General features: G+C 63.2%; 22 protein-coding genes and 1 pseudogene. 14 read left to right on the top strand and 9 right to left on the bottom strand.

The genetic code is table 11. From position 1 onward, the window contains the following. Positions 1 to 186: 186 nt before the first annotated feature. The 8 genes and pseudogenes from L981_RS09700 to L981_RS09665 form a co-directional block, all read left to right on the top strand. The gene (locus L981_RS09700) at positions 187 to 636 is read left to right on the top strand and encodes a flavin reductase family protein (RefSeq protein ID WP_082005956.1); all 450 of its coding nucleotides are present in this window, start codon (positions 187 to 189) and stop codon (positions 634 to 636) included. A 124-nt stretch (positions 637 to 760) separates the two neighbouring features. After that, positions 761 to 1,690, top strand: coding sequence for a MoxR family ATPase (locus L981_RS09695; RefSeq protein WP_043614478.1), 930 nt, complete (start codon positions 761 to 763; stop codon positions 1,688 to 1,690). Then, complete coding sequence (locus tag L981_RS09690) at positions 1,690 to 2,946, top strand: VWA domain-containing protein (protein WP_043614475.1); 1,257 nt, start codon at positions 1,690 to 1,692, stop codon at positions 2,944 to 2,946. Before L981_RS09695 ends, L981_RS09690 begins: the two co-directional genes overlap by 1 nt. A gap of 53 nt (positions 2,947 to 2,999) precedes the next feature. Then, positions 3,000 to 3,332 carry an XdhC family protein gene (locus tag L981_RS09685; RefSeq protein WP_043614472.1) on the top strand — a complete coding sequence of 111 codons (333 nt, stop codon included), beginning with the start codon at positions 3,000 to 3,002 and terminating at the stop codon, positions 3,330 to 3,332. Positions 3,333 to 3,334: 2 nt separating this feature from the next. Beyond that, on the top strand, positions 3,335 to 4,036 hold the full coding sequence (locus tag L981_RS09680) for an XdhC family protein (protein ID WP_043614469.1): 702 nt from the start codon (positions 3,335 to 3,337) through the stop codon (positions 4,034 to 4,036). Then, positions 4,033 to 5,661 (top strand): NTP transferase domain-containing protein, encoded by a 1,629-nt coding sequence (locus L981_RS09675; RefSeq protein WP_043614466.1) that lies wholly within the window; start codon positions 4,033 to 4,035, stop codon positions 5,659 to 5,661. Before L981_RS09680 ends, L981_RS09675 begins: the two co-directional genes overlap by 4 nt. Then, complete coding sequence (locus tag L981_RS09670; RefSeq protein WP_043614463.1) at positions 5,654 to 5,971, top strand: TfoX/Sxy family protein; 318 nt, start codon at positions 5,654 to 5,656, stop codon at positions 5,969 to 5,971. The genes L981_RS09675 and L981_RS09670 overlap by 8 nt, the downstream gene beginning before the upstream one ends. 88 nt (positions 5,972 to 6,059) lie before the next feature. Next, positions 6,060 to 6,778, top strand: a pseudogene (locus L981_RS09665) (alpha/beta hydrolase family protein); the annotation flags it as partial. 132 nt (positions 6,779 to 6,910) lie between these two features. Here L981_RS09665 and L981_RS09660 read toward each other — a convergent pair. The 6 genes from L981_RS09660 to L981_RS34435 form a co-directional block, all read right to left on the bottom strand. Further along, positions 6,911 to 7,342, bottom strand: a complete 432-nt coding sequence (locus L981_RS09660; protein WP_043614461.1) for an NUDIX domain-containing protein — start codon at positions 7,340 to 7,342, stop codon at positions 6,911 to 6,913. Between the two features lie 9 nt (positions 7,343 to 7,351). Beyond that, on the bottom strand, positions 7,352 to 8,860 hold the full coding sequence (locus tag L981_RS09655) for a DEAD/DEAH box helicase (protein WP_043614459.1): 1,509 nt from the start codon (positions 8,858 to 8,860) through the stop codon (positions 7,352 to 7,354). Positions 8,861 to 9,045: 185 nt separating this feature from the next. After that, complete coding sequence (locus tag L981_RS09650) at positions 9,046 to 10,380, bottom strand: M23 family metallopeptidase (RefSeq protein ID WP_043614457.1); 1,335 nt, start codon at positions 10,378 to 10,380, stop codon at positions 9,046 to 9,048. Positions 10,381 to 10,484: 104 nt separating this feature from the next. Continuing rightward, positions 10,485 to 11,312 carry a ferritin-like domain-containing protein gene (locus tag L981_RS09645; RefSeq protein ID WP_043614454.1) on the bottom strand — a complete coding sequence of 276 codons (828 nt, stop codon included), beginning with the start codon at positions 11,310 to 11,312 and terminating at the stop codon, positions 10,485 to 10,487. Positions 11,313 to 11,320: 8 nt separating this feature from the next. Next, positions 11,321 to 11,788 carry a peroxiredoxin gene (locus L981_RS09640; protein ID WP_043614453.1) on the bottom strand — a complete coding sequence of 156 codons (468 nt, stop codon included), beginning with the start codon at positions 11,786 to 11,788 and terminating at the stop codon, positions 11,321 to 11,323. A gap of 55 nt (positions 11,789 to 11,843) precedes the next feature. Continuing rightward, a complete protein-coding gene (locus L981_RS34435; protein WP_156134022.1) occupies positions 11,844 to 12,071 on the bottom strand; it encodes a hypothetical protein in 228 nt (75 codons plus the stop codon). 127 nt (positions 12,072 to 12,198) lie between these two features. On the opposite strand from L981_RS34435, the gene L981_RS09630 reads away from it, so the two are divergent. After that, positions 12,199 to 15,591, top strand: a complete 3,393-nt coding sequence (locus L981_RS09630) for a DUF3971 domain-containing protein (protein ID WP_043614448.1) — start codon at positions 12,199 to 12,201, stop codon at positions 15,589 to 15,591. Between the two features lie 51 nt (positions 15,592 to 15,642). On the opposite strand, the gene tyrS is transcribed toward L981_RS09630, so the two are convergent. Continuing rightward, positions 15,643 to 16,896 carry a tyrosine--tRNA ligase gene (gene tyrS / locus L981_RS09625; RefSeq protein ID WP_043614445.1) on the bottom strand — a complete coding sequence of 418 codons (1,254 nt, stop codon included), beginning with the start codon at positions 16,894 to 16,896 and terminating at the stop codon, positions 15,643 to 15,645. Positions 16,897 to 16,996: 100 nt separating this feature from the next. Here tyrS and L981_RS09620 point away from each other — a divergent pair, with 100 nt between their 5' ends. Further along, positions 16,997 to 18,130, top strand: coding sequence for an anhydro-N-acetylmuramic acid kinase (locus L981_RS09620; RefSeq protein WP_043614442.1), 1,134 nt, complete (start codon positions 16,997 to 16,999; stop codon positions 18,128 to 18,130). Between the two features lie 140 nt (positions 18,131 to 18,270). Continuing rightward, complete coding sequence (locus L981_RS09615; protein ID WP_043614439.1) at positions 18,271 to 19,470, top strand: diguanylate cyclase; 1,200 nt, start codon at positions 18,271 to 18,273, stop codon at positions 19,468 to 19,470. An 11-nt stretch (positions 19,471 to 19,481) separates the two neighbouring features. On the opposite strand, the gene L981_RS09610 is transcribed toward L981_RS09615, so the two are convergent. Further along, complete coding sequence (locus L981_RS09610) at positions 19,482 to 20,300, bottom strand: alpha/beta fold hydrolase (protein WP_043614436.1); 819 nt, start codon at positions 20,298 to 20,300, stop codon at positions 19,482 to 19,484. A gap of 205 nt (positions 20,301 to 20,505) precedes the next feature. Beyond that, positions 20,506 to 21,183 carry an alpha/beta hydrolase gene (locus L981_RS09605; RefSeq protein WP_043614433.1) on the bottom strand — a complete coding sequence of 226 codons (678 nt, stop codon included), beginning with the start codon at positions 21,181 to 21,183 and terminating at the stop codon, positions 20,506 to 20,508. Positions 21,184 to 21,407: 224 nt separating this feature from the next. Here L981_RS09605 and L981_RS09600 point away from each other — a divergent pair, with 224 nt between their 5' ends. From L981_RS09600 to sufC, 3 genes are all read left to right on the top strand, one after another. Then, a complete protein-coding gene (locus tag L981_RS09600; protein ID WP_043614430.1) occupies positions 21,408 to 22,574 on the top strand; it encodes a cysteine desulfurase family protein in 1,167 nt (388 codons plus the stop codon). 151 nt (positions 22,575 to 22,725) lie between these two features. After that, a complete protein-coding gene (gene sufB, locus L981_RS09595; protein WP_043614427.1) occupies positions 22,726 to 24,195 on the top strand; it encodes a Fe-S cluster assembly protein SufB in 1,470 nt (489 codons plus the stop codon). An 80-nt stretch (positions 24,196 to 24,275) separates the two neighbouring features. After that, positions 24,276 to 25,031, top strand: coding sequence for a Fe-S cluster assembly ATPase SufC (sufC, locus tag L981_RS09590; RefSeq protein WP_043614649.1), 756 nt, complete (start codon positions 24,276 to 24,278; stop codon positions 25,029 to 25,031). The last annotated feature ends 1 nt before the right edge of the window (position 25,032 follow it).

Below are 25,032 nucleotides of genomic sequence, written 5' to 3'. Positions count from 1 at the left end.
AAAGGAAAAGATGTCGCTCCTGGTGAAGAAGGTTCAATCTGCGTCACGGCCACGTCGCAGATGTGCAAGAATCTCCTTCCAGCGGGTTTCATATTTTCCGACAGCGTCTATGTATGTGCCTGACATCGCCTGGAGAAAGATGTGTTGGAGAAGACCCGGCTGGACCCTATCAGTTATCGCGACGCGATGAGCCGCCTGGCCGGTCACGTGCAGATCATTACCGCCGCTGACGGCAGCGAGCGGCGCGGTGTCACCGTGACTGCGGCCTGCTCGGTTTCCGATAGCCCGCCGACGGTTCTCGTCTGCTTGAACGGCGCCAATCCGCGCAACGAGATCTTCACCCGCAGCGACAGCTTTGCGCTCAACCTGCTCGGCGACGAACACCGGGCGCTGGCCCATGGCTTCTCCGGCCGCGACCAGCTCGACATGGATCTGCGCTTTGCGCTCGGACAGTGGACGCGGCTTACGACCGGTGCGCCGATCCTCGTCAACGCCACCGCCGCTTTCGATTGCCGTCTGGTCGAGGTGAAGACGATCGCCACGCATCTGGTGCTCTTTGGCGAAGTCGTCGACGTCTCGATCGGGTCGTCCCGCCCGCCGCTCATTTATGTGGACCGCGGATACCACTCGCTATAAGTTTTTACGCAGCGATCGACTGCTCATCGCAACATGAGAAGATCGCTCTAAGTCGTTGAGCTCGCCGGTGGATTTTATCCCCTTCCAGCTTCCAGCGATCGATTCGGGCCGTGGTGGAGGAGACATGGCGACACAGGCGGCAACGGGCCTGCCACAGTCCATCGAAGAGACGATGGCACTGCTGGAGGCGCATGATTATCTCGCCGGCACGGCGCTGGCGACGGTGCTGTTTCTTGCGCTCAGGATGAAGCGCCCGCTTTTTCTCGAAGGAGAAGCCGGCGTCGGCAAGACCGAGATCGCCAAGGTACTGGCCAAGGCGCTCGACCGGCCACTGATCCGGCTGCAGTGTTACGAGGGTCTAGACGTCGCCTCGGCCGTCTACGAATGGAACTATCCAGCGCAGATGCTCGAAATCCGCCTGTCGGAAGCATCCGGCAAGGTCGATCGCAAGCGGGTCGAAAGCGACATCTTCTCCGAACGTTTCCTGATCCGCCGCCCGGTTCTGCAGGCGATTTCGTCGAACGGAGGGCGTGCGCCCGTTTTTCTGATCGACGAGCTGGACCGGACAGATGAAGCCTTCGAGGCGTTCCTGCTGGAAGTTTTGTCCGATTTCCAGGTGACCATTCCGGAACTTGGTACGATCCGGGCGGACGAACCGCCTGTCGTCATCATCACCACCAACCGCACCCGCGAGATCCATGACGCGCTGAAGCGGCGCTGCCTCTATCATTGGGTCGATTATCCCAAGGCGGCGCAGGAGCTAGAGATCATTCGCCGCAAGGTTCCCGGCTGCAACGCCACCCTGTCACGCGAAGTCATCGCCTATGTGCAGCGGCTGCGCACGATCGACCTCTTCAAGAACCCGGGCGTTGCCGAAACCATCGACTGGGCAACGGCGCTGACGGAGCTTGACCGGCTGGCGCTCGATCCGGAGACGATTGCCGACACGCTCGGAACGCTGCTGAAATACCAGGACGACATCGCCAGGATAGAGGGGGCAGAGGGGCGAAAGCTGCTCTCCGAGGTCAAGGCGGAATTGCTGGCGGCAAACTGATGACGGAGGCGCGGGAGCAGCACAGGAACGATGTTCCCCCGCCCATCGCGGCAGGCGACGGACGGCTTGCCGACAACATCGTCTTCTTCGCGCGCGCGCTCCGCCGCGCCGGCATCAAGATCGGGCCAGGCGCCATCGCTGACGCCATCGATGCGGTGGCGTTGATCGGGATCGGCGGACGGGACGCGTTCTACGCCGCATTGCAATGCGTCTTCGTCAAACGTCACGAAGACCAGCCGGTCTTCGACGAGGCGTTTCGCCTGTTCTGGCGCTCGCGCGGGCTGGTCGAAAAGATGATCGCGATGATGTCGCCGCTGGCGCCGGAACGCGAGAGCGAACGGCAGCAGCGCCGTGCAGGCGAAACCCGCGTCAGCGACGCGCTGGTTTCCGGGCACGAGGCGGATCGACCGCCACGCGACGAGCCGGAGATCGAGGTTGATGCCCGTTTCACGGTTTCCGGTCGCGAGCTTCTGCGCCGTGCCGATTTCGCGCAGATGAACGCCGCCGAGCTTGCCGAGGCCAAGCGCGCGCTCTCGGCCCTGACGCTGCCGATGGACCGCGTCGTCACGCGGCGCTTCCGCTCCTCGAAGCGTCAGATCCGCATCGACCCGCGCGCGACCATGCGCGATGCCATGCGCTTTGGCGGCGAACTGATCCTTCCGCGGTTTCGGGAGCGGCGCGTCGTCCATCCGCCGCTCGTCGTGCTCGCCGACATCTCCGGCTCGATGAGCCAGTACACCCGTATCTTTCTGCACTTTCTGCATGCGCTGACCGAGGAGCGGCGACGCGTTCATACCTTCCTCTTCGGAACCCGGCTGACCAATGTCTCGCGCCAATTGCGCAATCGCGATCCGGACGCGGCGATCGACGACTGCGTCGCTGCGGTCAAGGACTGGTCCGGCGGCACGCGCATCGGCGAGACCTTGCACGAGTTCAACCGACGCTGGTCACGGCGCGTGCTCGGGCACGGCGCGATCGTGCTTCTGATCACCGACGGCCTGGAGCGCGACGACGTGGCCGATCTCGAAATCGAGATCGATCGCCTGCACCGATCCTGCCGGCGGCTGATCTGGCTCAACCCGCTGCTGCGCTTCGACGGCTTCGAAGCACGCGCGCGCGGTGTGCGGGCGATGCTGCCGCATGTTGACGAATTCCGGGCCGTGCACAATCTTGAATCAATTGGCGAACTGGTGAAGGCGCTGTCCGGTCAGCGCTCCCGCCAGGCGGACCCGCGGCGGTTCATCGAACCAAGATGACTGGGCCAAGATGACCGGACCAAGATGAACGGCATTGATGGGAGGTGGCAGGTATGGGGCAGGCAGGCAATGTTCTCGATCCCCTCGACATCGCCGAGGCCTGGCTGAAGCAAGGACGCCGGGTGGCGATCGCAACGGTTATCGAGACCTGGGGTTCGGCACCACGGCCGGTCGGCAGCCATCTGTTGATCGATGGCGACGGCAATTTTCAGGGCTCGGTTTCGGGTGGGTGCGTCGAGGGCGCCGTCATCACCGAGGCAACCGACGTAATCGTTTCGGGTGCTGCGAAAATACTCGAATTCGGCGTCGCGGATGAGACCGCCTGGCGCGTCGGTCTTTCCTGCGGCGGCAGGATCCGGGTCCTCGTGGAGCGGGTAAACGGCTGACAATGGAACGGGCGATCCTGGAAACACTCAACCTTGCGCGCGCGGCCCGCCGTGCCGCTGTCACCGTCAGCGATCTTGCCGGCGACGTCCGCGTCCACCTCGAAGGCGACGACTGTCCCGACCCCTGGCGCGAAGCCGTTGCCCGTGCGCTGCAATCCGGCCGGCCCGGCATCGTCGAGACCGGGCAGGGTGCCTTCTTCCTCAACGTCTATCTGCCGCCGCCGCGCATCATCGTCATCGGTGCAGTGCACATTTCACAGGCCCTGGCGCAGCTTGCGCCCGTTGCCGGCTTCGACATGACCATCATCGATCCGCGCACGGCCTTTGCCACGCCGGAACGTTTTGCCGGTGTCGACCTCATCGCCGAATGGCCGGAGGACGCCCTGAAACTCAGACCGCTCGACCGCTTCACAGCCCTTGCCGCCGTGACGCACGACCCGAAGATCGACGACCGACCGATCCAGGCGGCATTGTCGGTCGGTTGCTTCTATGTCGGTGCGCTCGGCAGCCGCAAGACCCACGCCACGCGGATCGAAAGGCTGCGACATGCGGGGGTCGCCGATGCCGACATGGCCCGCATCCGAGCGCCGATCGGTCTCGATATCGGCGCAGCAAGTCCGGCCGAAATCGCGGTTGCGATCCTCGCCGAAATCATCGAGGCGCTGCGACGGCGTGACGTTGGCGCCGCGGGGAGTGGAGCATGAGGTTCGGACCGATCAAGGTCGCGGAAGCAGAGGGCGCCATGCTCGCGCATGCGGTGAAGGCCGGCGATCTGAGGCTGCCGAAGGGGCACCGGCTCACGGCCGCCGACATCGCCGCTTTGATCGCCACCGGCGTCGACGCGGTTGTGGTTGCGCGGCTTGATGCCGGCGATTTCCCGGAAGACGAGGCAGCCACGCGCGTTGCCGCGGCCATCGCCCCCGATCATCTCCGGTTTTCGCGGGCTGCGACCGGCCGCGTCAATGTCTATTCCGAGGTCGCCGGTCTCTTTGTTGCGAGCCGCGAAATCGTCGATCGGTTGAACCGCATAGATCCGTCCATCACCTTCGCCTGTCTCGCCGACCATGTGCCGGTGCAGCCCGGCGATATGGTCGCGACGATCAAGATCATCCCGCTTGCGGTCGCCGGCGCCTTCATCGAGCAGGCGGAAAGGCTGCTGCGCAACCATCGCCCCTTCGAGGTCAAGCCGTTCGCGGCGCGGCGAACGGCATTGATAGCAACGGAGTTGCCAAACCTCAAACCGCAGGTGATGGACAAGACACATGCCATCCTGGCGGCGCGGCTGCGACAGGCCGGAAGCGAACTCCTCACAGAACGGCGCGTCGCGCACAGCGAGGCCGCCGTGGCGACGGCGATTACCGAAATCCGAGAAACGCACGACCTGCTGGTCGTCTTCGGCGCGTCAGCGGTTGCCGATCCCGACGACGTCATTCCCGCGGCAATCCGGCGGGCCGGCGGCGTGGTCGATCACGTCGGAATGCCTGTTGATCCCGGCAATCTTCTCGTTCTCGGCCGGGTCGGCGAGACGCCGGTCATTGGTGCGCCCGGCTGCGCCCGCAGCCCGCGCGAGAACGGCTTCGACTGGATCCTCGACCGCATCCTTGCCGGCGAGCGGCCGAGCTTCGACGATATTACCGGACTTGGGGTCGGCGGCCTGTTGAGCGAAATCCCGACCCGGCCGCAGCCACGCGACGCTGCAACGGAGTTGTCATTGTCCTCGGTTTCTGTTGTCGTTCTGGCCGCCGGCCGGGCCAGCCGGATGGGTGCGGACGGCGGACACAAACTTCTCGCCACCTTCGACGGCGTGCCGCTCGTGCGCCGCAGCGTCGAAGCCGCGCTCAGGGCCACGCCGGGTAGGGTCAGCGTTGTGACCGGCCACCGCGAGGCCGACATCCGCGACGCGCTGCAAGGGCTGCCGGTGACGTTCGTCTCCAATCCGGACTACATCTCGGGCATGGCCTCCTCGCTAACGGCGGGGCTTTCGGCAATTGGGACGCGGGCGGCCGGCATGCTGGTCATGTTGGCGGACATGCCCTGGATTACCGGCGACGACCTGCGCCGGCTCATCGAGCGTTTCGTCGCCGAGGGCGGCCGCTCGATCATCCGGGCGACCGCCGGCGGGCAGCGCGGCAATCCGGTGATCCTGCCGCGTCAGACATTTTCGGCGATCCGGCAGTTGCTCGGAGACGTTGGCGCAAGGCACATCATCGAAAAGAGCGGCCTGCCGGTCATCGATGTCGAACTCGGCGCCGCGGCGCGCCTCGATCTCGATACGCCGGAACAGATCGTCGCCGCTGGCGGTATCTTGGAGGAACAGACGCGTGGATAATGCCGCAATCGAAGAGATGTTCGAAGTCCTCGGGCCGGTGACCATCAAGCGGATGTTCGGCGGCAAGGGCATTTATTGCCAGGGCGTGATCTTCGCGCTTGAGGTCGACGGCGAAATCCTGCTCAAGGGCGACGAACAAACAGCGCCCGCGCTCGAGGCAGCCGGTTCGCGGCAATGGGCCTATGACGGCAAGGGCAAGCCGGTGAAGATGCCCTATTGGAGCATTCCGGACGACGCATTCGACGATCCGGACGAGATGGCGCGCTGGGTGCGGCTTGCCTATGAGGCAGCGCAACGCTCCCGGAAGTAGGCCGCCCAACATATGCGTGGCCTCAGATGAAATACAGATCACCGCGCCGCCCACCCGCGCGCCTAAGTGACGTCGGCCGGATCCAGCGATGCCAGTCACACGACACATGATCCCGCAAGGTGACGGAACGGCCGTTGAACTGTTCCAGGCGTCTGCCATCGGAACCGCGCCAAGGGGTGCGATTCTGCTTGTCCATGGCAACCAGGGCGGACGTCGTCTCGGCGCAAGCGAATTTGTCGACAGTGGCGGTCTCACGCGGTTTTCGTCCCGACTGAACATTGTGACGGCGGCGGTTTCCCACCAGGGTTCGGGCCTGCGGATTTCTGTGGCTCCCGAACGCAGCAAGCCATCATTGCTGCCGTCGCCTTTCTGAGAGAGCACCCCGCAATCGATCCGGACCGAATCGTTCTCTATGGAAACAGCCGCGGCGCGGTCGCCGCGGCTATGGTCGCTGCCCAGCTATCCGACCTTCGTGCCGTCGTTCTGGCAAGTGGCGTCTATGATCTCAAAAGCGTTTTCGACAACGCCCCTATGGAGATCCGAAAGGCGATAGAACTGGAGGCCGGGCTTTCCAGTGAAGTCTTCAAGGCTCGCTCCGCCTTGCATCATGTTGGTAACATCAGATCGGGGATCCTGCTTTTGCACGGACGGCATGATGACCGCGCGCCCGTTTCCCAGGCAGAGGCGTTTTACGAAGCCTTGTCCGACGCCGATGTGCCCGTCGATCTCAAGGTGTTCGACTGCGGGCACCGCATCCCGCGTGACGAATCACAAAGGGTGCTCGGCCCGTTTCTGCAGAGGATTTTCTGCTTCCGGCGTCACACGCCACTAGGCATTGCGTTCGGAAGACGGTTGTTCCTCCGACAGCGGCACCCGAAAAATTGCGAAATGAGACGCGCCCGATGAACGCCGGCAGCGATTTGGCCAATCGCCGCCAAGCTATGCGGCGACGCCGTGTTCCTGCTTGCGCAAGGCCTCAGCAGCATCGGCGGTAAAACGCGACAGCGGTTGGGGCAGGGCGTCGAGGCTGAACCAGCCGAATTCGGAAAGCTTGTCCGGCTCGACGAGTTGCGGCTCGCCGGAGAAATCCCGGGTCACATAGATCATCGAGATCCAGTGCTGGCGATCGGCTTCGATCACCTGTTCGCTCAGGCAAAGGAATTCGCTCGACCGGATCTTGAGGCCGCTTTCTTCTTCGGCCTCGCGTCGGGCCGCAGCTTCCGAGCGCTCCATGTGGTCGACCTTGCCGCCGACGATGTTCCAGTAACCGGCCTCAGGCGCCTTCAAGCGCCTGTAAAGCAGGATCTTGCCATCGCGCACGACGACAAGTCCGCAGCCGAAGCCCGGAAAATCGATGCCTGGCTGGCCCATCCGTTCGGATCAGGCCTTGCCGGCAATCAGCATGAAGGCGGGGATTTCGTCGCCGAAACCGACCGGCGTCGGGCCGTCGTCATAGTCGCGGCGGTGGCGGTTGCGGCGGTCGCGATTGTCGTCGTTGGCAGGGTTCGATGCACGCACCGGACGATCGCCGCGATTGTTCTGTGCCTGCTTGTTCTCTGCGCTGCGTGCCGGTTTCACCGATTCCGCCCTTTCCACGACTGTTTCAATTTCGGCCTCACTATCGGCGCGCACGGTATCGGATTTATGATCGGAACGGCCCCTCGAGCCGCGATCCCCATCTTTTTTCCGGTCCTTGCGGCCATCACGGCCGCGTTCGCGGCGGCCGGTGTCGTGGCTTTCCATCGGCTCAGGCAGATTGGAAAGGTCGCCGTTCAGCCATTCGACCTTCTGGCCGATCAGCTTTTCAATGGCGTCGGAGAATTTCGTGTCGCGCTTGGTCACCAGCGTGAAGGAAGCGCCCGAGCGGCCGGCACGGCCGGTACGGCCGATGCGGTGGACGTAGTCTTCCGCGTGGATCGGAACGTCGAAGTTGAAGACGTGGCTGACATCGGGGATGTCGAGACCACGAGCAGCAACGTCCGAGGCGACGAGCAGCTTGATGTTGCCGTCCTTGAAGTTGGCCAGCATCGTCATGCGCGAGCGCTGGTCCATGTCGCCATGCAGAGCGCCGACGGAGAAGCCGTGACGGTCGAGCGAACGGAAGAGGTCGGCGACGTCCTTCTTGCGGTTGCAGAAGATGATCGCGTTCTTCAGCTCGTCCTGGGCACGAATCAGGTCGCGCAGCACTGCGCGCTTTTCGTAGTCCTTGGCGTGCGCTGCGACGAAGCGCTGCGTTACGGTCTGCGCCGTCGAAGACGGGCGGGCAACTTCGACGCGCTCCGGGTTCTGCAGGAAGCGATCGGCAAGCTTCTGGATTTCCGGCGGCATGGTCGCCGAGAAGAACAGCGTCTGGCGCGTGAACGGGATCAGCTTGGCGATCCGCTCGATATCGGGAATGAAGCCCATGTCGAGCATGCGGTCGGCTTCGTCGATCACCAGGATTTCTACGCCGGTCATCAAGAGCTTGCCGCGCTCGAAGTGATCGAGCAGGCGGCCGGGCGTGCAGATCAACACGTCAGCGCCACGCTCAAGCTTGCGGTCCTGCTCGTCGAACGACACGCCGCCGATCAGAAGCGCGATGTTGAGCTTGTGGTTCTTGCCATACTTGTCGAAGTTCTCTGCGACCTGTGCAGCGAGTTCGCGCGTCGGCTCCAGAATGAGCGTGCGCGGCATGCGCGCACGGGCGCGGCCCTTTTCGAGCAGCGTCAGCATCGGCAGCACGAACGAAGCGGTCTTGCCGGTACCCGTCTGGGCAATGCCCAGAATGTCACGACGCTGCAGCGCCGGCGGGATGGCGCCAGCCTGGATCGGGGTCGGGATTGTGTAACCCGCATCGGTGACAGCGGAGAGAACTTTTTGGCTCAGGCCAAGGTCAGCAAAATTGGTCAAAGGGAAATCTGTTTCCGTTCCGGTTCAATAGAACACTGATCGATCGATGGAAAACGCACGAGCACGTGGCCGCGCTCTTAAGCTGAACGCCACTGAAAGTCAAGAAATCCAGCACGTTGAAGCAGTAAAAGGTAAATAGTGGCGAATCTGTCGCATTTCTTGTCAAGCAGAACCGCGCGGCAGCGTCAGTTCATATAGCTCGCAAGCTTGGTGCTCGCATCCAGAAACCGCATGGGATCCACGGCCTCGCCGTTCAGCCGGATTTCATAGTGGAGGTGCGGCCCGGTGGAGCGCCCGGTGTTGCCGGACTTGGCAATGACTTCGCCAGCCTTCACCTGGTCGCCGGCCTTTACCAGCACCGTCGAAAGATGGGCGTAGCGCGTCGCCACACCATTGCCGTGGTCGATTTCGACCATGTTTCCATAGCCGCCGGTCAGCCCCGCATTGGTCACCGTTCCAGGCGCTGCCGAGCGGATGCGGGTGCCGACCGTCGCGCGAAAGTCGATGCCGGCATGCAGCGCGAGGCGCCCGAGAAACGGATCAAGCCGGTTGCCGAAATCGCTGGTGATGTCGCTGGCCGGCGAGGGATTGCCGAAGGGCAGCTTGCGAACCTCGGCGCGCGTGCGGTCGAGTTCCAGGAGCGCGGTATCGAGTGCTGCAAGCGAACGGCCGAAATCGTCATCGTTCACGGGTTCGACGAAGGGGCCGCCGATCGCGGTGTTGGCGGACGTGGATATGTCATTGACCGGGATCATCTCGGCGACATCGTCGGCGGGCAGGTCGATACCGGTGCGCCCGACGATCGAGCGAATCGCACCCGACGTCTTCGCCGCGCCGTCCGTCAACTGCTGGACCCGCGCCATCTGCTCGCGCTCGACATCCTTCAGCGAGAGCGTGACTTTCGAAAAAATCCGGTCAGCCCGGTCGGAACTTGATTCGCCGGCATCGGGTGCCGCATAGGCGAGGGCAGGGACGGCCGCGGCACCGACCGGCGCAACGTTCAGCCCCATCAGCTTCTCGATTGCCTTCACACCACCGCTGCCGCTCGCGTCGGCGCGTTTGTCATAGGCAAGCGGCTCGACGGCCGCGGGCGCGTCGGTTGCGGTCGTCACGCCGGAATTTTCGGCTCTTTCGACCAGGGCGCCGAGCTTCCCGTTGCGCGAGGTCAGCGCCATCTGCTGGCGCAGCAGCTTCTCGACCTTTTCCTCGACCACCTGCTGGTCAAGCAGTTGACGGCTGGTGACCCGATCCACCTGCGCGCGTAGCGCCGTGATCCGATCCTCGTATTCGTGCTGCATGCGCGCCTGGCGGGCAATCGTGCCGCCGATCAGGTCGTCGCGCAAAACCAGGTAGGAGGTGGCCGCGAGATAGCCGATGCTGCAGACGCCGGCAAAGGAGACGGCGATCGCCGCCATCCACGGACGCACGGTCATGTGCCGGACCTTGTCGCCGCTGGCCAGGATCAGGACGTGATTCTGCTTGCGTTTTCCAAAGGTACGATTTGCCTGATGTCCAGACACCCGTTCTCTCCCGCCATGTGCGCGTTGCCTCGCATCACCTGGGGATCATTACACTTTGTTAGGGTTAACAATCGGTAAGCAAGATTGCGGGAAGGTGATGGCCGCTATCGATTGGTCGAAGCGGTCATCGAGCGGTAGAAGGACGGCGTCAGGCCGGCCTCGGCGCGGGCGATGTCGTTGAACGGCGCTTTCAGGGGACCGCGGAAATTGGCGCGCACCAGCGCCTGGAAGGTCGCCGCCGGGTCCTTCTTCTCGCGGGCGCAGAGAAAACGGAACCATTTGGCGCCAACGGCGACGTGGCCCTTCTCGTCCTCATAGATGACATCGAGCACGGCAGCGCTCTCGAAGTCGCCGGTTTCGCGCATCTTGGCCTGCAGCGCCGGCGTCACATCGAGACCGCGCGCTTCGAGAATGAGCGGCACGACGGCGAGCCGCGCCGTCAGGTCGTTGCGCGTATCGTGCGCCGCCTGCCAGAGGCCGTCATGGGCGGGCAGGTCACCATAGTCGGCGCCGAGGTCGTTCAGCCGCTGACGGACCATGCGGAAGTGTTTCGCCTCTTCGAAGGCGACGCGCATCCAGCCGTCGAAGAAGGAATTGGGCACCGGCTCGGTCGCAAAGCGGGCGACGATATCAAGGGCGAGATCGACGGCGTTCAACTCGATATGGGCGATCGAGTGGAGGAGGGCGATTCGGCCCTTGAGCGAACCGAGGGACCGTCGTTTGACCTGGGTCGGTGGCGTCAGCACCGGCTTGTCGGGCCGGCCCGGGCGTACCGGCACCGGCCGGTCGAGCGGCGAGCGCAGCGACAGCGTGCGGCGCTGCCAGCGACGCGCCGCTTCCTGCGCAAGCGCCGTCTTGACCTCGAGGTCCGCGGCGCGGATCGCTTCGACGGCGCCGCCCCGCAGGCTGTGAAACACGGGCAACTCGCTCATCGGCGGCCTCAGATCGCCTTTGCGGCGTCGAGGACCTCGCGGGCGTGACCGTCCACCTTCACCTTTTCCCAGACCTTGACGACGACACCGTCGGCGCCGATCAGGAAGGTGCTGCGCTCGACGCCCATATATTTGCGCCCGTACATCATCTTCTCGACCCAGACGCCATAGGTTTCGACCACTGCCTTCTCCTCGTCGGCGGCAAGCGGCACCGTCAGGTTGTGCTTCTTGGCGAAGCGGTCGTGCTTCTTCACCGAATCGGGCGAAAGCCCGATCAGGGCGATGCCGGCTGCGGCGAATTCGTCGGCCAGCTCCGAAAACGAGATCGCCTCGAGCGTGCAGGCCTGCGTGTCGTCCTTCGGATAAAAGAACAGAACGACCGGACGGCCGCGCAGGGCCGAGAGCGAAACCGTACCGCCGCCGTCACGCGGCAGGGTGAAGTCGGGAGCGACATCTCCGGGAGCGGGTCTTGCCATGATTAAACCTTCCTTCCGCCAAGTTTTGCAGACAATCGCGCACTACTGCATGTTTTCATTGGTCTTTGCCGACCAGAGGGCAAAACGTGCAGTGCTCAAGGTAGTCGAGCGCCATTTGCGCGCCACAGGGCACGCGATGCTCTTGGGCATAGCGAAAATCGTCGACCGCCGTCCAGCGCATTTGTGCTAGATTCGACAGGTTTCGGACGGCATGGGCCGCTACGAAACGTTGCAATCGCCTGCGCGCGCGAATTCCATCGCAGGTGGTCGCTTTCCACAGCATGGTCCCGCGTCCCTTGGTGACTCGGCACGATGACATGTGGTCTACAGAAGCGAGAAGTGGTCGCCCCGTACCGTGAGAGACGAAGGGTGGCGACGAAGCTCGTATCGAACGGAGGACGTCCGCGCTGATGAGTGAGATCCGCGGCGAAAAAGTCGGCTTTCGCAAGAAAGACATCGTCGCGTTGCATGCGTTGCCTTCAGCGCAGGCGCACGAACCCATGATCGTGCACGCGCCGCGCAAGAACAGAGCCGCGCGCGTCTGCGCCAAGATCGCACTGCTGATATCGCTGCTCGCGCTTTCCATCGCGGCAATCCTCATCGTCGTCATCGAAAGCGGAATGATGGACAGCACGCTCAATGCGCGCGCCCGCACCGCACTCAATGCAGCACTCGGCGACACCTATCGCGCCGAGGTCGGCAGCACCGTCGTGCGCATGACCGCAGGCGGCGCGATTGCGCTCAGGGCCCGCGAAGTGGCGCTCAGCGAAGCCTCCTCCGGCCAGCCGGTTGCCAAGCTGCGTGCGATCTCGATCGCGCTCGACCCGCTGGCGCTGATGACCGGCCGCATCGCCGTTTCCAATCTTGAGGCGGAAGGCGGCGAGTTCGATACCGGGCTGCTGCCGCGCGGCGAGCCGCTCGATCTGACCAAGATTCGCATTGCCGACGTCGGCGATGCACTCGAAGCAATCTTCTCGCACGTCGATCGCATGTCGCAGATGGCAGCCGGCCGCGGCAGCCAGAAGGTCACGCTCTCGGATTTCAGTTTCTCCGTCATCGGCTCCCGCGATCGCATCGTGCCCGTCGTCGCCAAGGCGCTGGAGTTCAACCGCGATTCTGGCGGGTCGATGAGCGTCAAGGGCAGCGTCACCGTCGATGGGGTGGACGTCGAACTCAGCGCCGACGCCCTCGGCGACAAGGGACACATGACCGGCTTCGAGGCGTCGGTCACCAATCTGCCGCTCGCGCCCTTCTTCTACCATGGCAAGGTTGGTTCGGAGCCGCCCTTCGGCGTCGTCGCGTCGGCCGGTCTGTCGCTGAAGGCGACGCGGGCCGCCGGCAACGCGAAACCGGATCTGCGCGTCACGGTGCGCACGTCCAAGGGCGAGTTCCACGCAGGCAACCTCATCTCGACCCTCAATGCCTCGCAAATGGACGTCGCCTATGACTTCGAGCGCTCGTCCGTCGAAATCCTGCCGTCGTCGGTCAAGATCGGCCGTTCGATCTTTCCGTTCACCGGGGCGATCATCGACCTCGACAAGATTGCCGGCGCAACGGAGACCGGGTTTGCCATTGATCTCCTGCTCAAGAATGCAAGCTCCGCCCCGGAAGACGTCGCTGACGCGCCGCTGATCTTCGATGCCAAGGCAAATGGCCGCTTCGTGTCGGACAAGCGCCAACTGATCTTCGACCAGCTTGCCGTGTCGACCCCGCTCGGTTCGATGTTTGGCTCGCTTTCCGTCGCCTTCGGCAAGACCTCGCCACAGATCAGCTTCGCTTCTGTCAGCGATCGCATGGAGGCGACCGCCGTCAAGCAATTGTGGCCGTGGTGGCTCGCCAAGGGCGCGCGCCGCTGGGCGATCGCCAACCTCTTCGGCGGCACGGTTACCAATGCCCGCATCGAAGTGTCGGTCGCCGAGGGCCGGATCGCCAACAACGAAGGCGAGCTCAAGCTCGACGAGCAGGAGCTCAATATCAATTTCGACATCGACGACACGCGCATCAACATTACCGGCGAGATACCGCCGCTGCGCGACACCTCAGGCAAGTTCAAGCTGAGCGGCCAGCGGATGACGGCGGAGATCGAGAAGGGGACCGCCTTCTTCCCGTCGGGACGCTCGGTCGCGCTCAACGGCGGCGACTTCATCCTGCCCGACGTCTATACGAAACCACTGATGGCGGAGATGAAGATCGAGGTCGGCGGCAACGCCGATGCGATCGCCGAGCTCGTCAGCTACAAGCCGATCCAGGCGCTGCAAAAGACCCCCCTGCTGCCGGAAGATTTCAGCGGCCCCTTGACGGCTGTCGTGGGCGCCCGTTTCGGCCTGATCTCGGATCAGAAGCCGCCGAAGCCGCTCTATCAGGTACAGATGCAGCTCGATAAGGTCACCGTCCAGAAGGCCATGTTCGGGCGCGCAGTGGAGGATCTCGTCGGCACATTCCGGGTCGATAATCAGCAGGCGGTCCTCGATGCGGATGCCCGCATCGAAGGCGCTAAGGTCAAGGTCGCGCTGACGGAACCGGTCGATTCCGGTTCGACCGTCAAGCGCTCGCGCGAGATTTCGGGCTCGCTGGAGCAGGGTGTCTGGCAGAAACTGATACCGGGTCTTTCTCGGATCGTTTCCGGGCCGATCACGATTGACGTTGCAATCGACGAGGCGAGCCGGCAGACGGCAGAGATCGACCTCACGAAAGCCCAGCTCTCACTTCCCTGGATCGGCTGGAGCAAGGGCGTCGGGATCCCGGCCGAGGCGCAGTTCATGTCCTCGATGGACGGCAAGATCGCAACGATCAGCAATTTCGCGCTTGCCGGCGACGGCTTCGGTGCGCGCGGCAAGCTGCAGATCGACGATGGCGGTCTTCTCTCTGCGGATCTCGACAATGTCCGCTTGGCGCAGGGTGACGACTTCAAGGTCTCCGTCGACCGCAACAGGGGCGGCTACACGGCGTCGCTCTCCGGAGCTGCAGCCGATATCAGGCCGATCCTGGCGCAATTGAAGACCGGAAGCGACCAGAGCCAGGGTGGTGGCGACGACATTGCCATCAAGGCTCAGCTTGGTCGTGTCACCGGCTTCAACGGCGAATCGCTGTCGAACGTCAATCTCGTCTACGGCGAACGCGGACGCCAGATCGAGGACGTCAACCTCTCGGCTGTCACGAGCAGCGGCCAGGCGCTGGTTGCCCGGCTCGCCAAGGCCGGCGCCGACAACACGCTGGAACTGACCACGGGCGATGCCGGCGCGCTGGCCCGGTTTGCCGATATCTACCAGAACATGCGCGGCGGCCTGCTCAATCTGAAACTGCGCGATCGCGGCGGCCGTTCGTGGCGCGGCAGCGTCGATATCCGCAAGTTCCAGCTCGTCGGCGAACAGCGCCTGCAATCGATGGTGTCGACGCCAACCGGTGCCGACGGCCGAAGCCTCAACCAGGCCGTGCGCCGCGACATTGACGTGAGTTCGGCCCGCTTCGAACGCGGCTTCGCGCAACTGGCGCTCGACCGTGGCGCGATCCGCGTCGATGGCGGCGTCTTGCGCGGGACCGACGTCGGCGCGACCTTCCAGGGAACGGTGCGCGACAACAACGGCATCATGGACATGACCGGCACCTTCATGCCGGCCTATGGGCTCAACCGCATCTTCGGGGAACTGCCTCTGATCGGCGTGCTGCTCGGCAATGGTCGCGACCGTGGCCTGCTCGGCATCACTTTCAAGCTCAACGGCCCGTTCAACCAGCCGAAGCTGACGATCAACCCCCTGTCGATCATCGCACCGGGTGTCTTCCGCAGCATCTTCGAGTTCCAATGAAAAAGGCCGGCGCGAGGGCCGGCCTTTGTCTCGTTGTGCGTATCCCCGGCGTCAGGCCGGCCGCACGAGAATGTGCTTCTTCTTGCCGAGCGAAAGCTTGACGACATTGTCAGCGGTCACGTCACCGGTGCCGATCACACGGCGCTCATCGCTGACGGCTTCGTCGTTGATCCTGATAGCGCCGCCCTGGACGTGACGACGGGCTTCGCCGTTGGAGCCGGCAAGGCCGGCGCGTACGATCAGGCTCAAAAGGCCGAGGCCGGCTTCAAGCTCGGCGGTCGGGATTTCGACCGAGGGGAGGTTGTCCGCAAGCGCGCCTTCCTCGAAGGTCTTGCGGGCTGTCTCGGCGGCCTGCTCGGCGGCCGGACGGCCGTGCAGCATGGCGGTGATCTCGGTTGCGAGGATCTTCTTGACCTCGTTGATTTCCGAGCCACCAAGCTGCGAAAGGCGGGCGATCTCGGCCATCGGAAGCGTCGTATAGAGCTTGAGGAAGCGCGTGACGTCGGCATCCTCGGTGTTGCGCCAGTACTGCCAGAAATCATAGGCCGACAGCATGTCCGGGTTCAGCCAGATGGCGCCGTTGACCGACTTGCCCATCTTGGCGCCCGACGAAGTCGTCAGAAGCGGCGAGGTCAGCGCGTAAAGCTGCTCGGTGCCCATGCGGTGGCCGAGGTCGATGCCGTTGATGATGTTGCCCCACTGGTCCGAGCCGCCCATCTGCAGGCGGCAGCCGGTGCGCTTGTGCAGCTCGACGAAGTCGTAGGCCTGCAGGATCATGTAGTTGAATTCGAGGAACGACAGCGACTGCTCGCGATCAAGCCGCGTCTTGACGCTGTCGAAGGACAGCATGCGGTTGACCGAGAAGTGACGGCCGACATCGCGCAGGAATTCGAGGTAGTTGATGCCAAGCAGCCAGTCGGCGTTGTTGATCATCAACGCGTCCTTCGGGCCCTCGCCGTAGTTGAGGTAGTTGGAGAACACCGTCTTGATGCTGGCGATGTTGGCGTCGATCGTCGCAGGCGTCATCAACTGGCGCGCCTCGTCCTTGAAGGACGGGTCGCCGACCATGCCGGTGCCGCCGCCCATCAGCGAGATCGGCCGGTGACCAGTCGCCTGCATCCAGTGCAGCATCATGATCTGGATCAGACCGCCGGCATGCAGGCTCGGCGCCGTCGGGTCGAAGCCGATATAGGCCGTCACGGTTTCCTTGCGGAACAGTTCGTCCAGGCCAGTCTCGTCGGAGATCTGGTGGATGAAGCCACGCTCGCTGAGGGTGTGAAGGAAATCGGACTTGAAACCGGACATGATCTGTCTCTCTTGCGGGGGGAGTTTTTGAACGAACGGGCGTTTAGCACTGTTTTTGCGCATAATCACTTCAAAAGTGATTCTGGAAATATTGACCCGCATGACACAGACAAGAACGGCAATCGGCCTGATGAGTGGCACGAGCATGGACGGCATCGATGTCGCCTTGCTGAGGACCGACGGGCAAACCGTCGTCGAACGCGGTCCATCCGCGGGCTTTTCCTATGACGCACGTTTCCGCGACCGGCTGAAGCAGGGACTGGTCGATGCGAAGGCGATCACGCAGCGCGATGAAAGGCCGGGTGCACTTGCCGACCTCGAGCGCGACCTGACGCTGCGGCATGCGGAAGCGGTGAAGACCTTTCTGAAGCAGAACAGCCTGTCGGCGGCGGACATCGACGTGATCGGCTTTCACGGGCAGACGGTGCTGCACCGTCCCGACGAGGCCCTGACGGTGCAGATCGGCGACGGCCCGCTGCTGGCCCGCGAGACGGGCGTCGACGTGATCTACGACATGCGCGCCAACGACATGGAACATGGAGGGCAGGGCGCGCCGCTGATCCCCGCCTACCACGCGGCACTCGCTCGGGGCGCGGCCGGCCTTGCGGCACCGGTTGTCTTCGTCAACATCGGTGGCATTTCGAACCTCACTTTCATCGGCGGGGGCATCGGCGAAGGCGAGACGCTCATTGCCTATGACAGCGGCCCCGGCAACACGCTGATCGACCAATGGGTCGAGGCTCATGCCGGCATTCCCTTTGACCAGGGCGGCATGATCGCCAGCGAGGGCACGGTGCTGCCGGCGCTTGCCGAACGCTATCTCTCCAACCCCTTCTTCACCGCGACCACGCGCCGCTCGCTGGACCGGAACGATTTTGCACCGCCGGTTGGAAGCGACGCTGGCCTCGCCGACGGCGCCCGCACGCTAGCCCATGTCACGGCGGCAGCGATCATCAAGTCGGCCGGGCACCTGCCGCAGCGGCCGGCCACCTATGTCGTCTGCGGCGGCGGCCGGCTCAATCCGGTGATTATGCGCGACCTCGCTTTACTTGCCGAGGAAGAGGCCGCAACGGTCCTTGCGGCGGAAGCCGTGGGCTTCAACGGCGATTCGATGGAGGCCGAAGCCTGGGCGTATCTCGCCGTCCGCTCCTTGCGCGGTTTGCCGCTCACCTATCCGGGAACGACGGGCGTGCGGCAGCCAGTCAGCGGCGGCCGGCGCGCGGCGAAAACTTAAAGTTGATCTCGCGTTTCGCCATGAGTTCGTCACCCGGACGGATTAATCAAATTTTCGCAACAGCGAATTAGGATCTCAGCCGCTGCCACAGGAGGTGGCGAGGAGCGGCTTGGTGCCGCACGAGGGTTTCGGGTTCTTCGATGGGTGGTGCGATTTCTCTGCTGGCCGTGAATTTCATCATCGCGCAGATCTTCACAGCCGCATTTCTCATCATTGCCGCAAAGAGCCGGCAGCGGCGTGCAGCGCTCTGGTGCGCCGCCGGATTTGCCGTCGCCTCGCTTGCAGCCGTCTGCGAAGCCATCGTTCCTTTTTCCTCGACCCCGCGGCTCTTTGCCATCAGTGCCTTTGCCTGCGTACTCGGCGGCTTCTGTCTCCTGCGGTTTGGCCTCGGCCTTTTCTATCAGGTGCCGGTGCGCCTGCCGTTGCTCGGCGCCTTCTTCGTTGCTGGCGTTTGCCTGGACCTGGCGATCTACGACCTGCCCAGAGGCACCTGGCAGCATGCCATCCCGTATCAGGCGCCTTTTGTCGTGATCCAGGCCTGGACGGCATCGGTCGTCCTGCGTTCCGGCCGCCGCACCTTCTTTGACTGGCTGCTGTTCAGCCTGCTGGCGCTCTCGGCCGCCTATTACTTCGTGAAGATCTATGCTGCGGTCGTCGCCGGCTCTGGCGCGACGGCCCAGGACTACGTTTCCAGCCCCTTCGCGCTCATCTCGCAGGCGTTCGGTGCGATGCTCATTGTCGGTGCCGGTCTTGCCATGCTCGGCGTCATGGTCAAGGAGATCGTCGACGACGCGCAAGCGCGCTCGGAAATCGATCTGCTCTCCGGCCTCTACAACCGCCGTGGCTTCATCGAGCGGGTCATGCCGCTGCTGCACGCCCGCGCCACCCAGACACCCGGCACGCTCATCCTTGCCGACCTCGATCGCTTCAAGCTGGTCAACGACACCTACGGCCACCTCACGGGCGACGAAGTCATTCGCCGGTTCGCCCGGGTGCTGATGGACGTCATGCCGAACCGCGCCGTTGCCGGCCGTCTCGGCGGTGAAGAGTTCGCGGTGTATCTGCCCTGCACGGATCTGTCGGAAGCGCGCGTCGTCGCTCATGGCATGCGTGCAGCGATCATGTCCCAGCAGATCGGCGGTCTTCCGGAAGCCGCACGGGTGACGGCAAGCTTCGGCGTCACGGTTGTTGGTACCGGGGAGGCCCTGGAGCCCGTGATACAGCGCGCCGACGAGGCGCTCTACACGGCGAAAGCCAACGGTCGCAACCGCGTCGAATGCGCCGAAGCACCGACCAAGGTAGTCAATCCCAGCGTTCCGCACTGGATCGGGCGATCATAGCCGACTGGCGTCTAGGCGATGCATTTCTCTCGGAGAAACCGGAGGATGTCTTCGGTGAACTGGGCCGGGTTCTGCAGTAGCGAAAAATGGCTGACCTCAGGCTGAATCAACAGGCCGGCACCCGGAATGTTGTCGGCGATGAACAGGGTGTCGTCGCGATTGATCGCTTCCTCATGGTCCCCGTCCACCACCCAGACAGAAATCCGGATTTTCTGAAGGTCGCTGGCGGTAATGTTCGGCTGCGACGTCCACATCGCATTCATCTCGCGGAAGAAGGTCGTAAATCCCCCTGGCGTCGGCGACAGCAGGGCGTATTCTTCGCCCGTTCGCGCGATATAGGCGTTGAAGACTGCGCTCTGGGACAGATCGTGCGTTCCGGACGGATTGCTGTTCGCCCCGAAGGAAAAGACACCGGCGATGAGGTCCGGGTGTCGAATCGCCAGCAGGAGCCCGATAATCGCGCCGTCACTCCAGCCGACAATGGACGCCTTCGGCAAGGTCAGGTGCGCCATCAGTGCCATGACATCGCCTGCCATCAGATCATAGTTCATGCTCCCGCTACCCCGGGAGCTGCGTCCGTGGCCGCGGCTGTCCATCACGATGACCTCATAGGTCTTGGCAAGCTCGGCGACCTGAAGCCCCCAATAGTCGGAATTGCCGAGCCCGCCATGGAGTAGAATGACGGGAGCGCCCGAACCGTAGACCGCATACCAGATCTTGGCGTCCGCGACCTCGACAACACCCTCTTGACCGCCGGCCGGAAGCTGTGGAGTGGCGGGCAGGGTTAGCCACCTCGGCGAGGACGCCGACCCATTCGACACCTGCGACATGGCTCCCCTCCTGTGAACGCCGCTCGGCTCTGCCCCGCCCAACAGCCTAGACTTGCACTATACGCCGATCGCACGGCGCTGAAACTCACCCTCTCGGGTGAGCCCTATCGCGGCCCTCAGGCGCACGAACACTGGGCGCATTTGTCCATAAAAAAGCCGCGCACCCGAAGGGGTACGCGGCGTTTGTGTACTTTTGTCCGGGTCTTTAGCGGATGCGCTTGGCGGCCGGCTCCGGCGTCAGTTCGCCGTTGAGGCGACGGTCGAGGTAGTCCTCGCATTCGCCCATCAGGCCCTCGACCTGGCCATTGAAGAAGTGGTTGGCGCCCGGCACGGTCTTGTGGGTGATGAGAATGCCCTTCTGGGCCTTCAGCTTCTCGACGAGACCGTTGACGTCCTTTTCCGGCGCGACCTTGTCGGAATCGCCGTTGATGATCAGGCCAGAGGACGGGCAGGGTGCCAGGAACGAGAAGTCATAGATGTTCGGCTGCGGCGCGACGGCCATGAAGCCTTCGATTTCCGGGCGGCGCATCAGGAGCTGCATGCCGATCCAGGCGCCGAAGGAATAGCCGGCAACCCAGCAGCTCTTCGAATCCGGATGCAGGCTCTGCACCCAGTCGAGTGCGGATGCAGCGTCCGAAAGCTCGCCGGCGCCATGGTCGAACTCGCCCTGGCTGCGGCCGATGCCTCGGAAATTGAACCGCAGCGTCGTAAAGCCGCGCTTCTGGAACATGTAGAAGAGCTGGTAGACGATCTGGTTGTTCATCGTGCCACCGAACTGCGGGTGCGGGTGCAGGATGATGGCGATCGGCGCGCTCTTCTGCTTCGAAGGCTGATAACGGCCTTCGAGGCGGCCGGCGGGTCCGTTGAAGATGATTTCGGGCATTGGCTCTCCGGGAGTGTTCCTGGTTCGAATCTTGGGTTCAGATCGCGATGAGTCTTGACGAAAGCAGTCAGCTTTTCTAAAACCTAGTTTAGAACCGTTCAAAACTTCTGTGCGGGCATTCCGCCTTGTGCTTCGTCTCATAAGGCAAGCGGCGCGGAAAATTCAAGGAAAATGCATCGCCAGAGGTTGCGGGCTCGTGACCTGTTGATCTAGCGAAGGAAATCATGTCGAGTTCGCGCATCTATATGGACTGGAACGCCACGGCGCCGCTTCTACCGGAAGCGCGCGAGGCTTGCCTGTCGGCGCTCGACCTTCTCGGCAACCCTTCTTCCGTTCACGGCGAGGGCCGCGCATTGCGCACGCTCGTCGAAAATGCCCGTCGCGACGTGGCGTTGTTCTGCGGCGCCAAGCCCGGCAGCGTCATCTTTACCAGCGGCGCTACGGAAGCGGCCAACCTGGTGCTGACGCCCGATTTCCGCATGGGCCGCACGCCGCTGAAGATCGGCCGGCTCTATGCCTCGTCGATCGAACATCCGGCGGTGCGTGAAGGCGGGCGCTTCCCGCGTGAAGCGCTCAGCGAAATCCCGGTGACATCGGATGGCGTCGTCGATCTCCCGGCGTTGCGGGACCTGCTGACGGCGCATGACCGCCAGCTCGGCTTGCCGATGGTTGCCGTCATGCTGGTCAACAACGAAACGGGCATCATCCAGCCGGTCGCCGAGATCGCCGAGATCGTCCGCCCTCATGGCGGCATTCTCGTCGTCGATGCGGTGCAGGCTGCCGGCAGACTGCCGCTTTCCATCGAAGACCTCGGCGCCGACTTCCTGATCGTCTCCTCTCACAAGATCGGTGGCCCGAAGGGCGCCGGCGCTCTGGTGGCGCGCGGCGAGATCATGATGCCCGCGCCGCTGATCCGCGGCGGCGGACAGGAGAAGGGACACCGCTCGGGCACGGAAAATACGGTCTCGATTGCAGGCTTTGCCGCAGCCGCCAGGAAGGCAGGCGAAGGCGTCGGCCAGCGCATGAGCCATGTCGGCGCGTTGCGCGACAAGCTCGAAGCCGACATGCTTGCGGCCGCGGCGGACGTCGTCATTCACGGCCGCGACGTTTCGCGCGTTGGCAACACGACCTTCTTCACGCTTCCTGGCCTCAAGGCCGAAACCGGACAGATCGCCTTCGATCTGGAAGGCGTGGCGTTGTCGGCGGGTTCGGCCTGCTCCTCGGGCAAGGTCGGGCAGAGCCACGTGCTGACGGCGATGGGTTACGATCCGCGCCAGGGCGCACTTCGGATCTCGATCGGCGAGGGCACGACACAGGCTGATATCGACCGTTGCGCCGCGGTCTTTGCAAAGGTAGCAGCAAGACGACGGATGCCCGGGCAAGCGGCCTGAGCGGAACGACCGGACGAAATTGCGGAAAAGCAATTTTCCGCTTGGCAAACAGGGTGAAAAGCGCCTTTTAGCCATTACATAAGCGGTGCGCCAAGTTCGCATCGTGTTGACAAGCTGCCGGACCTTGGATCCGGCAAGATTGGAGAACGACATGCCTGCCGTGCAGGAGACCATTGATCAGGTCCGTCAGATCGACGTGGACCAGTACAAGTACGGTTTCGAGACGACCATCGAAGTCGAAAAGGCCCCCAAGGGCCTTTCCGAAGACATCATCCGTTTCATCTCGGAAAAAAAGAGCGAGCCGGAATGGATGCTCGAGTGGCGCCTTGAGGCCTATCGCCGCTGGCTGACGCTCGAAGAGCCCACCTGGGCGCGCGTCAACTATCCGAAGATCGACTTTAACGAGATCTACTATTACGCCGCTCCCAAGGGCGTAACGGGTCCGAAGTCGCTCGACGAAGTCGACCCGGAGATCCTGAAGGTCTACGAGAAGCTCGGCATTCCGCTCAAGGAACAGGAAATCCTCGCCGGCGTGCAGAAGTCCAAGATCGCCGTCGACGCCGTTTTCGACAGCGTCTCGGTCGTCACCACCTTCAAGGAAGAGCTGAAGAAGGCCGGCGTGATCTTCATGTCGATCTCCGAAGCAATCCGCGAGCATCCGGATCTCGTGAAGAAGTATCTCGGCTCGGTCGTTCCGACGACCGACAACTATTATGCGACGCTGAACTCGGCGGTCTTTACCGACGGCTCCTTCGTCTTCGTGCCGAAGGGCGTTCGTTGCCCGATGGAACTGTCGACCTACTTCCGCATCAACGAGAAGAACACCGGCCAGTTCGAGCGCACGCTGATCATCTGCGAAGACGGCGCTTACGTCTCCTATCTCGAAGGCTGCACGGCGCCTCAGCGGGACGAGAACCAGCTTCACGCTGCCGTTGTCGAGCTCGTTGCGCTCGATGATGCCGAGATCAAGTACTCGACGGTCCAGAACTGGTACCCGGGCGACAAGGAAGGCAAGGGCGGCATCTACAACTTCGTCACCAAGCGTGGCGATTGCCGTGGCAAGAACTCCAAGATCTCCTGGACGCAGGTCGAAACCGGTTCGGCGATCACCTGGAAGTACCCGTCCTGCATCCTGCGTGGCGACGGTTCGCGCGGCGAGTTCTACTCGATCGCCGTTTCCAACGGTCACCAGCAGATCGACAGTGGCACCAAGATGATCCACCTCGGCAAGAACACGTCGAGCCGCATCGTCTCGAAGGGTATTGCCGCAGGCGTTTCCGAAAACACCTATCGCGGCCAGGTTTCGGCTCACCGCAAGGCCGAGAACGCTCGCAACTTCACCCAGTGCGATTCGCTCCTGATCGGCGACAAGTGCGGCGCGCACACCGTGCCTTACATCGAGGCGAAGAACTCGACGGCACAGTTCGAGCATGAAGCCACGACGTCGAAGATTTCCGAGGACCAGCTGTTCTACTGCCTGCAGCGCGGCATCCCGACCGAAGCGGCGATCGCACTGATCGTCAACGGCTTCGTCAAGGAAGTCATCCAGGAACTGCCGATGGAATTTGCCGTCGAAGCGCAGAAGCTGATCGGGATCTCGCTCGAAGGCTCGGTGGGCTAAGGCCCTGAACTGAAAATTGAATGGCGCGCACCAAGAGCTTGCGCGCGAACGAACGTTCGTTTCCCAAGAGGACGATAGAAATGCTTGAAATCAAGAACCTGCACGCCCGCATCGCCGAAGACGGCACCGAGATCATCCGCGGCCTGAACCTGACCGTGAAGGCCGGCGAAGTCGCCGCCATCATGGGCCCGAACGGCTCCGGCAAGTCGACGCTGTCCTACATCCTGTCGGGCCGCGAAGACTACGAAGTCACCGAAGGCGACATCCTCTATAACGGCGAGAGCATTCTCGAGCTGGACGCCGCCGAGCGTGCGGCCAAGGGCATCTTCCTTGCCTTCCAGTACCCGGTCGAAATCCCGGGCGTTGCAACCATGCAGTTCCTGAAGGTGGCGATGAACGAGCAGCGCAAGTATCGCGGCGAAGACGAACTGACGACGCCGGAATTCATGCGCCGCGTCAAGGAAGCGGCTGCCGAGCTGAAGATCGCTCCCGAAATGCTGCGTCGCCCGCTGAACGTCGGCTTCTCCGGCGGTGAAAAGAAGCGCGCCGAAATCCTGCAGATGTCGCTGCTCGAGCCGAAGCTGTGCGTGCTCGACGAGACCGACTCCGGTCTCGACATCGACGCGCTGAAGATCGTTGCTGACGGCGTCAACGCGCTGCGTTCGCCGGACCGCGCCGTCGTCGTCATCACCCACTACCAGCGCCTGCTCGACTACATCGTGCCGGACACGGTGCACGTGCTCTACAAGGGCCAGGTGATCAAGTCGGGTGACAAGACGCTGGCACACGAACTCGAAGCCAACGGCTACGCGGAAATCATCGAGGCCGCGGCCTGAC

Origin of the sequence: Ensifer sp. ZNC0028 (assembly GCF_000799055.1) — a bacterium.
Classification (GTDB): domain Bacteria; phylum Pseudomonadota; class Alphaproteobacteria; order Rhizobiales; family Rhizobiaceae; genus Ensifer.
This window is presented reverse-complemented; position numbering and strand designations above follow the sequence as displayed.

What these genes read in the sequence shown, in the direction of transcription:
- L981_RS09700 (WP_082005956.1), top strand. Translation starts at nt 187, where the DNA reads ATGAGCCGCCTGGCCGGTCACGTGCAGATCATTACCGCCGCTGACGGC.
- L981_RS09695 (WP_043614478.1), top strand. Translation starts at nt 761, where the DNA reads ATGGCGACACAGGCGGCAACGGGCCTGCCACAGTCCATCGAAGAGACG.
- L981_RS09690 (WP_043614475.1), top strand. Translation starts at nt 1,690, where the DNA reads ATGACGGAGGCGCGGGAGCAGCACAGGAACGATGTTCCCCCGCCCATC.
- L981_RS09685 (WP_043614472.1), top strand. Translation starts at nt 3,000, where the DNA reads ATGGGGCAGGCAGGCAATGTTCTCGATCCCCTCGACATCGCCGAGGCC.
- L981_RS09680 (WP_043614469.1), top strand. Translation starts at nt 3,335, where the DNA reads ATGGAACGGGCGATCCTGGAAACACTCAACCTTGCGCGCGCGGCCCGC.
- L981_RS09675 (WP_043614466.1), top strand. Translation starts at nt 4,033, where the DNA reads ATGAGGTTCGGACCGATCAAGGTCGCGGAAGCAGAGGGCGCCATGCTC.
- L981_RS09660 (WP_043614461.1), bottom strand. Translation starts at nt 7,342, where the DNA reads ATGGGCCAGCCAGGCATCGATTTTCCGGGCTTCGGCTGCGGACTTGTC.
- L981_RS09645 (WP_043614454.1), bottom strand. Translation starts at nt 11,312, where the DNA reads ATGAGCGAGTTGCCCGTGTTTCACAGCCTGCGGGGCGGCGCCGTCGAA.
- L981_RS09640 (WP_043614453.1), bottom strand. Translation starts at nt 11,788, where the DNA reads ATGGCAAGACCCGCTCCCGGAGATGTCGCTCCCGACTTCACCCTGCCG.
- L981_RS34435 (WP_156134022.1), bottom strand. Translation starts at nt 12,071, where the DNA reads ATGCTGTGGAAAGCGACCACCTGCGATGGAATTCGCGCGCGCAGGCGA.
- L981_RS09630 (WP_043614448.1), top strand. Translation starts at nt 12,199, where the DNA reads ATGAGTGAGATCCGCGGCGAAAAAGTCGGCTTTCGCAAGAAAGACATC.
- tyrS (WP_043614445.1), bottom strand. Translation starts at nt 16,896, where the DNA reads ATGTCCGGTTTCAAGTCCGATTTCCTTCACACCCTCAGCGAGCGTGGC.
- L981_RS09620 (WP_043614442.1), top strand. Translation starts at nt 16,997, where the DNA reads ATGACACAGACAAGAACGGCAATCGGCCTGATGAGTGGCACGAGCATG.
- L981_RS09615 (WP_043614439.1), top strand. Translation starts at nt 18,271, where the DNA reads ATGGGTGGTGCGATTTCTCTGCTGGCCGTGAATTTCATCATCGCGCAG.
- L981_RS09610 (WP_043614436.1), bottom strand. Translation starts at nt 20,300, where the DNA reads ATGTCGCAGGTGTCGAATGGGTCGGCGTCCTCGCCGAGGTGGCTAACC.
- L981_RS09605 (WP_043614433.1), bottom strand. Translation starts at nt 21,183, where the DNA reads ATGCCCGAAATCATCTTCAACGGACCCGCCGGCCGCCTCGAAGGCCGT.
- L981_RS09600 (WP_043614430.1), top strand. Translation starts at nt 21,408, where the DNA reads ATGTCGAGTTCGCGCATCTATATGGACTGGAACGCCACGGCGCCGCTT.
- sufB (WP_043614427.1), top strand. Translation starts at nt 22,726, where the DNA reads ATGCCTGCCGTGCAGGAGACCATTGATCAGGTCCGTCAGATCGACGTG.
- sufC (WP_043614649.1), top strand. Translation starts at nt 24,276, where the DNA reads ATGCTTGAAATCAAGAACCTGCACGCCCGCATCGCCGAAGACGGCACC.